This window comes from Bradyrhizobium australafricanum, from assembly GCF_020329495.1.
GTDB lineage: Bacteria > Pseudomonadota > Alphaproteobacteria > Rhizobiales > Xanthobacteraceae > Bradyrhizobium > Bradyrhizobium australafricanum.
In genome coordinates this window covers 86,693-99,666 of sequence record NZ_JAGKJL010000013.1, presented here as the reverse complement: position 1 = coordinate 99,666, position 12,974 = coordinate 86,693, and the positions used below count along the sequence as shown (strand labels likewise).

The window sequence follows — 12,974 nt, the reverse complement described above, 5'->3', positions numbered from 1 at the left end:
GTGGCCCCAGCGCGGTGCCGCAACTGCATACGGTGGTTATGGGTCCCTGCTTTCGGGGGACGACACCGTGAATGTGGACAAATCGTCGACGACGTCAGCGCGGCCTACGCGTGGCCCGCGTCGTTCGACAGCATGCCGGCCTCGATGCCGATCTTGCGCAAGGCGCGCGCGTATTTCTCGTCGACGTCGGTACCGAAGATCAATTCCGGATCGGCGTCGCAATGCAGCCAGCCATTGTGCTGGATCTCGTTCTCGAGTTGGCCCGGCGCCCAGCCGGCATAGCCGAGCGCGAGGATCGCGTGCTTCGGCCCGGCGCCCTTTGCGATCGCTTTCAGGATATCGACGGTCGCGGTGAGCGAGATGCCGTCGTCGATGTTCAGCGTCGCATCCTGAATGTAGAAGTCGCTGGAATGCAGCACGAAGCCGCGGCCGGTGTCGACCGGCCCGCCCTTCATCACCTTCATCATCTCGGCATTCTCGGGCAGCTGGATCTGGTCCGACTTCTCGATGATGTCGAGCTGCACCAGCAGCCCGGGGAAATCGATGCTGCCGGCGGGACGGTTGACGATGATGCCCATCGCGCCCTCGGAGGAATGCGCACACATGTAGATCACGGAGCGTTCGAAGCGCGGGTCGTTCATGACAGGCATCGCGATCAGCATCTGGCCGTCGAGATAGCCGCCTTCGGCGGCATGGGCACCGACGGCCGGGCTTCTGCCGGCGGCGGTTTTGCGAGTCTTGCCTGTTTTGCCTTCAGGGCGCATCCGCAAAGGCCTTTCCTGCTGATTTGGCATCCTGATATCGGGTGGCGGTTCTGTCAATCAACCATCGACCGCCGTGCGGCGATGCATCACAAGCAATTCAATGGTTTGCACCGAAAGTTGCGGGTAAAGACGTCTCATGATCGTCATAGTTCCCTTGCGTGCCGCATTTGGCGTTGCCGCCCTGTTTTCCGTCGCATCTATGGCAACGGAGGTCCGCGCCGACGACGCCTCGCCGTGGCAACAGGACACGCATTCGGCGGTGCGGCTGCTCGCCGGATCGCGCAGCGGCGCAGTGCTGCTTGGCGGCATTGCGTTCCAGTTGCAGGACGGCTGGAAGACCTATTGGCGGACGCCCGGCGACTCCGGCGTGCCGCCGCGGTTCGATTTCTCCAGGTCGGATAACGTCGAGGCGGTCACCGTGATGTGGCCGGCGCCGCGGCAATTCGACGACGGCGCCGGCGGCACCTCGCTCGGCTACAAGCACCAGGTGGTGCTGCCGCTGCGCATCGTGGCGAAGAATCCCGACAAACCGCTGGTGCTGCGCGCCGACATCAACTACGCGGTGTGCGAGAAGCTGTGCGTTCCGGTGGAGGCGAAGGCCGAGCTGGCGTTCGCCAGCGTCGCCTCGACCGAGGACGCCGCGCTTTCGGAAGCGCTCAACGCGGTGCCGAAGCCCGCCAATATCGGCGACCCGATCCCGTTTTCGATCCGCGACGTCAAGCGCGACGGCAAGAACAATGTGCTGGTCGATGTCAGCGCGCCCGAGAGCCGCGACCTCAGCCTGTTCGTCGAGGGGCCGACGCCCGACTGGGCGCTGCCGGTGCCCAAGCTCGTTGCGCAGGCGCCGCCGGGCGTGAAGCGCTTCTCTTTCGAGCTCGACGGCCTGCCGCCCGGCGCCAAGGCCGACGGCGCCGCGCTGAAGCTGACGCTGGTCGGCGGCGACAAAAGCTACGAATTCAATATCAATTTGAATTGAGCCGTAGGGTCATTCCGGGGTGAAGCAGCGCATCGAACCCGGAATCTCGAGCTCCCGGGTTCAGTGCTTCGCACTGCCCCGGGACGACCCCGAAGGGGTGCGTCGCCGAACCCAATCTTAACGTTTCGTTGATAGATTGGAGGCCATTGCCGCCACGCGGCGCTTTAGGAATTTTCCGCCTTGGCTGTGATGGAGACACAATCGGCAACCTCTGCGCCATTGGGCCGGGCCGCACGCCTGCGCGGCCTCGCAGCGCGCGCGCTCGGCGGCACCAACGAGGCGTCGGTCACCAAGCGCCTCGCCGGCATGATCTTCGCCATCCGCGTCATCAGCGCCGCCATCGCCTATCTCGCGCAGATTCTGCTGGCGCGCTGGATGAGCGGCTCGGATTACGGCATCTATGTCTATGTCTGGACCTGGGTGCTGCTGCTCGGCAGCACCATGGATTTCGGCATCGCGCCCTCCGCCCAGAAGATCATTCCTGAATATCGCGCGCGCGGCGACCTCGCGGCGCTGCGCGGCTTCCTCTCCGGCGGCCGCTGGGTGGTGCTGGCGACGTCCAGCATGGTCGCGCTGCTGCTCGCCGGCGTGATCCACCTCGCCTCGCCCTGGATCGATCCCAACGCGGTGCTTCCGCTCTATATCGGCTGCCTGACGTTGCCGCCCTTCGTCGTCGCCAACACCCAGGACGGCATCTCCCGCGCGCATGACTGGATGCAGCTCGGCCTGATGCCGCAGTTCATCGTGCGGCAGGGGCTGATCATTGCGCTGACCGCCGGCGCGTTGGCGCTCGGCCTCAATCTCGGCGCCACCGCGGCGATGATCGCGAGCGCGGCCGCGGTGTACATCGCGGCGATCGGCCAGATGGTCGTGCTCAACCGCCGCCTCACTGCCCATCTCGGGGTGGGCGAGAAGACCTACGACATCAAGGGCTGGTTCGCGATCTCGCTGCCGATCATGCTGGTCGAGAGCTTCTATCTGCTGCTCGGCTACACCGACGTGCTGATGCTGCAGCAATTCCGCTCGTCCGAGGAGGTCGGCATCTATTTCGCCGTGGTGAAGACGCTGGCGCTGGTGTCGTTCGTGCACTACGCGATGGCGGCGACCACGGCGCACCGCTTCGCCGAATACAACGCGCTCGGCGACAAGGACCGGCTGTCGGCCTACGTCGCACACGCCATCAGCTGGACGTTCTGGCCCTCGCTGCTCGCGACCGTCGCCCTGCTGGCGTTTGGCAAGCCGCTGCTGTGGCTGTTCGGCCCGAAATTCGTCGACGGCTACAGCATCATGTTCGTCGCCGCGATCGGCCTCGTGGTGCGCTCGGCGATCGGGCCGGTGGAGCGGCTGTTGAACATGCTCGGCCACCAGAGCATCTGCGCGACCGCCTATGCGGTGTCGTTCCTGATGAATGTCGGGCTCTGCATCGCCCTCGTCCCCCGCTACGGCGGCATGGGCGCCGCCGCCTCGACCTCGCTGTCGCTGACCTTCGAGACGATCCTCTTGTTCTATGTGGTGCGCTCGCGCCTCGGGCTGCACGTGCTGGCGTTCGGCAAGCGGCGGCCGGCGTCATAGCATTCCGCCGAGCGCGGCATCATGCGATGGCATGACCGCCGCCGGACTGGAAAACCTGCCTGACCGCGTTCAGCCTTGCGCCTGTCAGGCGCGCCTGACGTCCGCCTGCTGCCAATCGTGGCCAGCAACCATACGGCGGAAGAACCACAGAACGGCCGGGCAAGCCAGGAGCATGGCGGCGCCGAAGTCGAGCGCCGCGCTCGCGGAGCCGACCGTGGTGGAGAGCTTTCCTCCGATCGCAGGTCCAGCCAGCATGCCGGCGTAAAAGACGGTGTAGAATATTCCCATTCCGATCGGCCGCGTCTTCTGCTCGAGCACGCGCGCAGGCAGGCTCATGATCGGACCGGCAGGCAGGCCGCAGAGGATTCCAAGAGCAATGACGACGGGAAGCACCGTGCCGCTGCGCGACAGAAGCAGTGTCAGGAGCGCGAAGGCGATGCAGCCCGTGACCAGGATGACCTCGCCGCGCTTGGTCCGATCGGCGAGGAAGCCGCCCAACGGCACCGAAAGGGCGGCGAGCCAGAGCACGATACTGATGGTTGATCCGGCTGCGGCGCCGGACCAGCCTTGCTCGACCAGCATCGATGGACCGAAACTGAAGATCATCGCAAAACCGATGTTGTAGAGACACCAGATCAGGCCGGCGGCAATCACGGCGCAGATCGTGTCGGCGGTCAGGCTGCTGCGCTCGCCTTCAACCGCGACGGCCACATCCGGCGCGCGATAACCCAGAGCGATGAGGCCGAGACCGATCAGGATCACCCCGGCGACGGCAAGATTGACGGCATGGAGCCCGAGCGTGGCTCCGATTGCCGGCAACAGCATGAGAGCGACTGCGATGCCGGCCGGCCACGAGTTGATGAAAATAGCCATCGCGGTGGCGATTTCCCGGCCGGCGAACCAGTCCGCGACCATCTTGGTCATCAGAACGTTCAGGAGGACGCCGCCGATGCCGGCAGTCAGTCGGCCCGCGATCTGCACGCTCCACGACGTTGACGTGGTCATCAGCAGTTCGCCCGCCAGCATCATCAGGAGACCGGCAAGGACCACCACCTTGTCGCCATAGCGGCGCCCGATCGCGCCGCCAGGCAGGGCAAGCAAGGCGCCCGGCGCAAAGTAGAGCCCGATCAGAACCCCGATATCGGCCAGGCTCGCGCCCAGACCCTGGCTGAGCTGTGGCGCGATGGCCGCGACGCTCTGAAACTGAAAGGCGATGGTGGCACGAGCGACGAAGAGAGCAGCAAGAATGGTCCAGCGGCTTCGCATTTGGATTTTCTCCGATGCCCAGAACTATGTCGTCGGCTTGATGTTCTGGTTCAGGCGGAAGAAATTCGTCGGATCGTACTTGTTCTTGAGCGCGACAAGACGTGCGTAATTTTCGCCATAGGCGTCGCGCACCCGGTCTTCGCCCTCGTCCCCCAGGTTGTTGGCATAGACACCGCCGGTCGAATAGGGCCTGACGGCACTCCACAGCTCGCGCGCCCAACGCATGTTCGCCTCGTCACCGGCTGGATCGTCCCAGATCGCCACGGGAAAACAGTCGAACGCCGCATCACGGTTTGCGTAAGGCGAGCTCGATACCGGAACCCGTGCAATTGCGCCGCCGACATGCTGGAGAACCAGCAAGGACGCGGTGTTGGGGGCTCTCGCATAGGCGTCGAGCAGCGCGTCGATCGCGCCGGCACCGATCTCGCGCAGGAATTGCGCCTTCCAGTAATAGCGACGTCCCCGCGGAAACAGGGCATCGCCGCCTGACTGAATCTCGAGATAGGGAACGGTTGCCAGGCGCGTCTCGACGGGCGAGCCGAACTTGACGATCGGCGAAAGGGCGCGCTCACCGTCATGATGCGAGCCGACATAACAACCGGAGATATTGAAGAACCGGTCGCCCGACGGCAGCGTCACAAGGGCCGCATCGACGTTGATCTCATCGGCAGCGTTGCGGGCGAATTCGTCGTAGAACTGCATGGCCTCGCGCGCCTGATCGTAAGGATAAAGCGTCGACGCGACGGGCAACGACGTGCCAATCGCATGCAACTGGTATTCGAACGCAGTCACGATGCCGAAATTGCCGCCGCCTCCTTTCAAACCCCAGAGCAGGTCGGGGTGTTCGGTCGCGCTGGCCCTCAAGACCTGTCCCTCGGCTGTCACCACTTCGGCGGCAATCAGGTTGTCGCAGGTCAACCCGTATTTTCGCCCGAGCTTGCCGAAGCCGCCGCCAAGCGTGAGCCCGGCGATGCCGGTGTCGCTGTTGACCCCCATGGTGGTCGCCAGGCCGTGCGCCTGCGTGGCACGATCGAATTCGCCGAGATCGAGGCCGGCTTCCGCGCGCGCGGTGCGCCGGACCGCATCGACATCGATGCGTTTCATCCGCGACAGGTCGATGACCATGCCGCCGTCACAGACCGAGAGGCCGGCGACATTGTGGCCTCCGCTGCGAACGGCCAACGGGAACGTGCGAGACCTCGCGAATGTCACCGCCTCGACCACGTCCCGGGTATCCGCGCAGTAGGCGATCATGGCCGGCCGCCTGTCGACGGCGCCGTTCCAGACCTTGCGCGCCTCGTCGTAACCGGCGCTCCCGGCGAGGACCACTTGGCCCTTGAACCGTAGCTGGAAGGTCGACCGAAGTTCGGAATGCGATTTACCCATCACCTCGTCATATGCCTGCCGCTGCTCCATGCGATTTGCTCCTCGCCAGGAATGCCCATGCCATCATCCCACGGCGCGCCAAATCGTCCTGAATCCGATCGGAAAAAGTTGCAAAATTTCGCCAAAGCGATGGCTGCAGGCGATGGCGACGCTTGCAGCCTCAAAACAAAAGCCGGCCCTGATCCAATCAGGGCCGGCTTGTTTCCTAGGCCGCCAAATCCCGCCGGAAAAATTACTCCGCGGTCCAGCCGCCGTCGATCGAGTAGTTGGAGCCGGTGATCTGCGCGGCATCGTCGCTGCACAGGAACAGCGCAAGCGCCGCGACCTGATCGGAGGTCACGAACTCCTTGGTCGGCTGCGCGGCGAGCAGCACGTCCTTGATGACCTGCTCCTTGGTCATGTTGCGCGCCTTCATGGTCTCCGGGATCTGGTGCTCGACCAGCGGGGTCCAGACATAGCCCGGGCTGATGCAGTTGCAGGTGATCTTGTGCTGCGCGAGCTCCAGCGCCACCGTCTTGGTGAGGCCGGCGATGCCGTGCTTGGCCGAGACATAGGCCGACTTGAACGGCGAAGCGACCAGCGAGTGCGCCGAGGCGGTGTTGATGATGCGGCCCCAGCCGCGCTTCTTCATGCCGGGCACCGCGGCGCGGATGCCGTAGAACGCGGACGACAGATTGATCGCGATGATCGCTTCCCACTTCTCCGGCGGGAATTCCTCGATCGGCGCAACGAACTGGATGCCGGCGTTGTTGACGAGGATATCGACCGAACCAAAAGTCTTCTCGCCGAGCGCAATCATGTCGGCGATCTCGGCCGGCTTGGTCATGTCGGCCGGCGAATGCACGGCCTTGACCTTGAAGTCGGTCTCGATGCCGGAACGCTCCTTCTCGATGTCGGCCGGAACGCCCATGCCGTTGAGAACGATATTGGCGCCGGCGCCCGCGAAGGCGCGCGCGATCGCCAATCCGATGCCGCTGGTCGAGCCGGTCACAACGGCGGTCTTGCCTGTCAACGTACCCATTGTCGGTCGCTCCTATTTGCTTGCGGGGGGTGTGGGTTCATCCCCCGTGAGGTCGTAAGTCACCATGGTCTCCCCGGACTGCGGCCGTTCTAGCCATTCTTTGTGACGCATCGACAAATGCACGTCGCGGACGCCAGCGCCCCAGTGCTCGACCATCGCAACATGGGAGAAGTCGTAGTCCTTCGAGGAGCTCTCGTAGTTCTTGCTCTTGTAGATCAGGTGAACCACCGTGACGGTGTTCTCCTTGGACGCCTTGCGCAGCAGCTCGACCGACGGATCGTTCTTCAGGTAATCGGGCAGCTTGCCGATCAGGTCGCGTACCGCCATGCGGGCGTTGTGGATCTGCCGGTTCTTGTCGGTGTTCATCCGCGTCCGGCTGGAATAGCGGATGTCCTTCTCGCGCTCGGCGGCCTCCAGCAACGTCTCCGGCAACGGCCCGCGCGCGCTGAACAGATCGACCTGGAAGATCAGCAGATCACGGTTGACCTCCTCGTCGAGCACGAAGTCGAGCGGGGTGTTGGAGGCGATGCCGCCGTCCCAATAATGCTCGCCCTCGATGACGACGGACGGAAAGCCCGGCGGCAGCGCGCCCGAGGCCATGATGTGCTCGGGGCCTATCTTCTTGCCGAGCTTCCTGAACTCGTAATTGTCGAAATAGCGGAAATTGCCCGAGGTGACGCTGACCGCGCCGACCGACAGGCGCGTCTTCAGATCGTTGATGCGGTCGAAATCAACGAGGCGCTCCAGCGTCTTCTTCAGGGGCCCGGTGTCGTAATAGCTCAGCGATTGCGAGCTGCCGGGCGGCCACAGCGGCGCCGGCGGAATCCGCGGCGTGAAGAAGCCGGGCACGCCGAAGGTCGCGATGATGGCGGCGCTGGTCTCGTTGAACAGCGAGCGGGCGCGTTCATGCTTCGAGACCGGATTCCACGGCACCGGCGCCGACACCATCTCCCAGAATTCCTTCAGCCGCGGCACGCGCTCGGCCGGCTCGTTGCCGGCGATGATCGCGGCGTTGATGGCGCCGATCGAGATGCCGGCGATCCATTCCGGCTCGAAGCCTGCGTGGCAGAGCGCCTGAAAGGCGCCAGCCTGATAGGAGCCGAGCGCGCCGCCGCCCTGAAGAACCAGCACGCGCTGCGCTTGCGCCGGCGTCGAGGCAGGCGCGGTGTCGGAAGTATCCATTCGTAACCGTTCGCTCAAAAACGACTTGAGCCGCAACCGTGGCGACAGTTCGCCGCGGCGTCAATCAGCGAGATTATGGGGTTAGATCACGCGGAATTTATCGAGATCAGGTTGCCGCCAAAATGAGCGTCCAGAACACCTTGTACTTGGTGTTGGGAGCATAGACGGCGGCGATGCCCATTTTTGTGACACCGCTCTTCAGCATATTGGCCTTGTGCGGCGGTGAATCGCGCCAGCCCGAAAAGGCTTCCGCGAGCGTGTGATAGCCGGCCGAGATGTTCTCGACCGCGACGGTGGCGGGATAGCCTCCGGCCTGCAGCCGCTTGCCGAGCGGGGCCTTTACGTCATGGTCCATCTTGTTGCGGGCGGCCATCGCCTGCGACTGCTGCTCGGCGAGCTTGGTCAGGTCCGGATCCACCACGACGGTGCCAAGGCCATTGTTCTGGCGATACTGCGAAAACATGATCGCGGCCGCCTGGCTATCCAGGACAGCGCCGGGTTGGGCCATGTTGAGATACATGGTCGGTTCTTCCGGGATTTTGGTGTCCGTGCCGCAGCCGGCAAGCAGCAGAAGCCCGAACAGGGCGACCGTCGTCCGTTTCACTGTAAGAAAACCCCCAAAGATTGGCCCGCCGTTGTTGCATACCAACCGTGGCTGAATGGTGAACAGGGGCTAACTTTTGGCTGCGAAATGCCGTCATTCCGGGGCGCGAAGCGAGCCCGGAATCTCGAGATTCCGGGCTCGGTCCTACGGACCGCCCCGGAATGACGGTGGATGTGGTCAGGAACCGTCGCCCGGATGCCTACTCCTGGGCGGCAAAGATCCGGTAGCGGCGGGGCTGCAGGGAGACGATTTCGCCGGCCTGGAGCTCGCGGTCGCGGGGGGCGTCGATCTCGATCACGGTCTTGCCCTCGCTCCCCGACAGGGCCACCTCGGCGCGCTGGATCGGACCGAACGAACGGACGTGCCGGATGGCGCCTTCCAGGGCGCCGGTTCCGGCCGGGCCGACCGCCATGTCGTGGCGGCGGACGAACAGTTTTGCCGCGCCCGACGCCGCGCCCAAAGCCGGAATGTTCAGGGGACGGCCGTCCAGCCGCACCGCATCGCCGGCGACGTCGACCGGCAGCACGATGGATTCGCCGATGAAGCCGTGCACGAAGGCGGTCGCCGGATTGTCATAGACCTCGCCGGGCGAGCCGATCTGCTCGATCTTGCCCTTGTCCATCACTACGACGCGGTTGGCGACCTCGAGCGCTTCTTCCTGGTCATGGGTGACGAAGATCGAGGTGACGTGGATCTCGTTGTGTAGCGAGCGCAGCCATTGCCTGAGCTCCTTGCGCACCTTGGCATCGAGCGCGCCGAACGGCTCGTCGAGCAAGAGGATCCGCGGCTCGATCGCGAGCGCGCGCGCCAGCGCGATGCGCTGGCGCTGGCCGCCGGACAATTGGCTGGGATAGCGGTTGGCCAGCCAATCGAGCTGCACCAGGTCGAGCAATTCCTTCACGCGGGCGCGGATCGTCGCTTCGTCCTTGCGGATCGCGCGCGGCTGCACGCGCAGGCCGAAGGCGACGTTCTCGAACACCGTCATGTGGCGGAATAGCGCATAGTGCTGGAACACGAAGCCGACCTGGCGCTCGCTGGCGCCGCGCGAGAGCGCATTCTCGCCGTCGATCGCGACCTCGCCCGAGTCAGGCCAGTCCAGGCCCGCGATGATGCGCAGCAGCGTCGTTTTGCCGGAACCGGACGGACCGAGCAGCGCCAGCAACTCCCCGTCGGCGACCTTGAGGTCGACATTGTCGAGCGCGGCAAAGCTGCCGAACGTCTTTACGATATTCTTGACTTCAATCGCCATCGGGCACCTCTGCCTCGTCGAGCCGCCGTTCGAGAACGGTTTTCGCCACCAGGGTGATCAGCGCCAGCATCGCGAGCAGCGACGCGATCGCGAACGAGGCGACGAACTGGTATTCGTTGTAAAGAATTTCGACCAGCAGCGGCATCGTGTTGGTCTCGCCGCGGATGTGGCCGGAGACGACCGACACCGCGCCGAACTCGCCCATCGCGCGCGCGTTGCAGAGCAGGACGCCGTACAGCAGGCCCCATTTGATGTTGGGCAGCGTGACGCGGAAGAAGGTCTGCAGGCCGGAGGCGCCGAGCGAGATCGCGGCTTCCTCTTCCTGGGTGCCCTGCTCCTGCATCAGTGGGATCAGCGCGCGCGCCACGAAGGGGAAGGTGACGAAGATCGTCGCCAGCGCGATGCCGGGCACTGCGAATAGGATGTGGACGTTATGCGCCTGCAGCCACGGCCCGAAATAGCCCTGTGCGCCGAACAGCAGCACGAAGACCAGGCCCGAAATCACCGGCGAGACCGAGAACGGCAGGTCGATCAGCGTGATCAGGAAGGTCTTGCCGGTGAATTCGAACTTCGAGATCGCCCAGGCCGCGATCACGCCGAACACGAGATTGAGCGTGACCGAGATCGCGGCGATCAACAGCGTCAGCTTGATGGCGGCGAGCGCCTCAGGCTCCGCCAGCGCCGCGAAATAGGCGACGACACCTTTCGAGAAGGCCGACGCAAACACCACGACCAGCGGCAGCACGACGAAGATGCTGAGGAAGGCGATCGCGAGCGCGATGATGATGAAGCGGATCGGGCCGGGCTCGGTGCGCAAATTGCGCTGCGCCGTCCCCGGCTCCGCGCGCGCGATCTCGAGCCGCGGCGCCGGCGCCGCCACGCTGACTTCGGTCGCGGGTGCGTAGGTCCGCAGTTGCGTGGTCGAGGTCACTAATCCCGTCTGCATCGACATCGCAAGACCTCAATGCACGGGGATGCGGGCTTGCGCCCAGCGCTGCAGCCGGTTGATCAGGAAGATGATCAGGAACGAGGCCACCAGCATCACGACCGCAATCGCGGTGGCATCGGCATAACGAAATTCGGACAGCCGGATTACGATCAACAGCGGCGCGATCTCGGAGACATTGGGCAGATTGCCGGCGATGAAGATCACCGAGCCGTATTCACCGATGGCGCGGGCGAAGGCCAGCGCGAAGCCGGTGAGCAGCGCCGGAATCAAGCTCGGCAGGATGACGCGAAACACCGTGTGCCAGCGATTGGCGCCCAGGCTCGCCGCCGCTTCCTCGATCTCGGGATCGAGATCGATCAGCACCGGCTGCACCGTGCGCACCACGAACGGAATGCCGATGAAGATCATCGCGATGAAGATGCCGATCGGCGTGAACGCGACCTTGATGCCGAGCTCGGCGAGCGGCGCGCCGAGCCAGCCCTTCTGCGCGAACAGCTGCGTCAGCGCGACGCCGGCGACCGCCGTCGGCAAGGCAAACGGAATATCGACGATGGCGTCGAACAGCCGCCGGCCCGGAAAACGGTAGCGCACCAGCGCCCAGACGATGACGGTGCCCATCACCAGATTGACGCAGGCGGCCGCAAACGAAAGCCCAAACGAAATCTTCAGGGCATTCAGGGTGCGGCGGCTGGTGATGATGGCCCAGAACTGGTCGAGGCTCAGTTCGAACGTCTTGAGGAACAGCGCGGCTAGCGGAATCAGGATGATAACGGAGAGCCATGTCAGGGTCAGTCCCATGGTGAGACCGAACCCCGGCAGGGTACTGCGCCGTGCAACCGCTGTGCTCACATATCCCCCTGATAATCCGATCAGTTCTTGTAGATCTGATCGAAGATGCCGCCCTCGGCGAAGTGCTCCTTCTGGGCCTTGGTCCAACCACCGAAAACGTCGTCGATGGTGAAAAGTTCAACCTTGGCGAAGGATTTTTCGTACTCCTTGGCGATCTCGGGATCGCGCGGCCGGTAGGAATTGCGCGCGGCGATCTCCTGGCCTTCCTTGGTGTACCAGTACTTCAGATAGGCCTCGGCCACGGCGCGGGTCCCCTTCTTGTCGGCGACCTTGTCGACCACGGCGACCGGCGGCTCGGCGAGGATCGACTGCGCCGGGGCCACGATCTCGAACTTGTCCGCGCCGAATTCGCGAAGCGCCAGAAAGGCTTCGTTCTCCCACGCAAGCAGCACGTCGCCGACGCCGCGCTCGACGAAGGTCACGGTCGAGCCGCGCGCGCCGGTGTCGAGCACCGGCACGTTCTGATAGAGATCGGCGACGAACTTCTTCGCCTTGTCGGTCGAGCCGAACTTCTTCTGCGCATAGCCCCAGGCGGCGAGATAATTCCAGCGCGCGCCGCCCGAGGTCTTCGGGTTCGGCGTGATGACGCTGACGCCGGGTTTAATCAAATCGTCCCAATCCTTGATGCCCTTGGGATTGCCCTTGCGCACCAGGAACACGATGGTCGAGGTGTAGGGCGAGGCGTTGAGCGGCAGCCGCTTCTGCCAGTCGGCCGCGATCAGGCCCTTGCCCGCGATCGCATCGATGTCATAGGCGAGCGCCAGCGTGACGACATCGGCCTGCAATCCGTCGATCACCGAGCGCGCCTGCGAGCCGGAGCCGCCATGCGACTGCTTGATCTCGACGCTCTTGCCGGTTTCCTTCTGATAGGCCGCGGCGAACGCCTTGTTGAAATCGACATAGAGCTCGCGGGTCGGATCGTAGGACACGTTCAACAGCGAATAGTCGGCCGCGAAGGCCGAGCTCGCCCACAACAGTCCCGCGACCAGCGGCAGGATACGACGGATCATTTCGCTCTCCATTCAACCTGAGAAATGTCAGGGAACACGCAAGACATAACTCACGGCGAAGTGGTCTTAAGTCAACGAAACCGGTTTTCTTTGTTTTCGGCGGCGCAGCGCGCTTGTGCTACGAAGTCGCGGCACTGCGAAGGCTT

The 12,974-nt window shown here is 64.2% G+C and carries 12 protein-coding genes; 2 read left to right on the top strand and 10 right to left on the bottom strand.

Going from position 1 to position 12,974, the window contains the following annotated elements; genetic code table 11:
* Window positions 1–104: 104 nt before the first annotated feature.
* On the bottom strand, window positions 105–764 hold the full coding sequence (locus tag J6525_RS14275) for a YqgE/AlgH family protein (RefSeq protein WP_076824945.1): 660 nt from the start codon (window positions 762–764) through the stop codon (window positions 105–107).
* Between the two features lie 136 nt (window positions 765–900).
* On the opposite strand from J6525_RS14275, the gene J6525_RS14270 reads away from it, so the two are divergent.
* Together J6525_RS14270 and J6525_RS14265 are read left to right on the top strand one after the other, a co-directional pair.
* The gene (locus J6525_RS14270; protein WP_092086510.1) at window positions 901–1,740 is read left to right on the top strand and encodes a protein-disulfide reductase DsbD domain-containing protein; all 840 of its coding nucleotides are present in this window, start codon (window positions 901–903) and stop codon (window positions 1,738–1,740) included.
* A 189-nt stretch (window positions 1,741–1,929) separates the two neighbouring features.
* Window positions 1,930–3,312: an oligosaccharide flippase family protein gene (locus tag J6525_RS14265; RefSeq protein WP_092086513.1), complete on the top strand. Its 1,383-nt coding sequence runs from the start codon at window positions 1,930–1,932 to the stop codon at window positions 3,310–3,312.
* 84 nt (window positions 3,313–3,396) lie between these two features.
* On the opposite strand, the gene J6525_RS14260 is transcribed toward J6525_RS14265, so the two are convergent.
* From J6525_RS14260 to J6525_RS14220, 9 genes are all read right to left on the bottom strand, one after another.
* Window positions 3,397–4,578: an MFS transporter gene (locus J6525_RS14260; RefSeq protein WP_225645144.1), complete on the bottom strand. Its 1,182-nt coding sequence runs from the start codon at window positions 4,576–4,578 to the stop codon at window positions 3,397–3,399.
* Window positions 4,579–4,602: 24 nt separating this feature from the next.
* A complete protein-coding gene (locus J6525_RS14255) occupies window positions 4,603–5,994 on the bottom strand; it encodes an FAD-binding oxidoreductase (RefSeq protein WP_225645142.1) in 1,392 nt (463 codons plus the stop codon).
* A gap of 202 nt (window positions 5,995–6,196) precedes the next feature.
* The gene (locus tag J6525_RS14250; protein WP_137476689.1) at window positions 6,197–6,985 is read right to left on the bottom strand and encodes a 3-hydroxybutyrate dehydrogenase; all 789 of its coding nucleotides are present in this window, start codon (window positions 6,983–6,985) and stop codon (window positions 6,197–6,199) included.
* Window positions 6,986–6,997: 12 nt separating this feature from the next.
* Entirely contained in the window at window positions 6,998–8,167 is a 1,170-nt protein-coding gene (locus tag J6525_RS14245; RefSeq protein ID WP_092086525.1) for a DUF3734 domain-containing protein, read from the bottom strand.
* Window positions 8,168–8,273: 106 nt separating this feature from the next.
* Window positions 8,274–8,771, bottom strand: a complete 498-nt coding sequence (locus J6525_RS14240) for a CAP domain-containing protein (RefSeq protein ID WP_028334729.1) — start codon at window positions 8,769–8,771, stop codon at window positions 8,274–8,276.
* A 199-nt stretch (window positions 8,772–8,970) separates the two neighbouring features.
* Window positions 8,971–10,020, bottom strand: a complete 1,050-nt coding sequence (locus J6525_RS14235; protein ID WP_028342240.1) for a sulfate/molybdate ABC transporter ATP-binding protein — start codon at window positions 10,018–10,020, stop codon at window positions 8,971–8,973.
* Window positions 10,010–10,972 carry a sulfate ABC transporter permease subunit CysW gene (gene cysW / locus J6525_RS14230; protein WP_376708510.1) on the bottom strand — a complete coding sequence of 321 codons (963 nt, stop codon included), beginning with the start codon at window positions 10,970–10,972 and terminating at the stop codon, window positions 10,010–10,012. The genes J6525_RS14235 and cysW overlap by 11 nt, the downstream gene beginning before the upstream one ends.
* 9 nt (window positions 10,973–10,981) lie before the next feature.
* Window positions 10,982–11,788, bottom strand: coding sequence for a sulfate ABC transporter permease subunit CysT (cysT, locus tag J6525_RS14225; protein WP_092086688.1), 807 nt, complete (start codon window positions 11,786–11,788; stop codon window positions 10,982–10,984).
* Between the two features lie 50 nt (window positions 11,789–11,838).
* Window positions 11,839–12,828, bottom strand: a complete 990-nt coding sequence (locus J6525_RS14220) for a sulfate ABC transporter substrate-binding protein (protein ID WP_225645140.1) — start codon at window positions 12,826–12,828, stop codon at window positions 11,839–11,841.
* Window positions 12,829–12,974 lie beyond the last annotated feature (146 nt).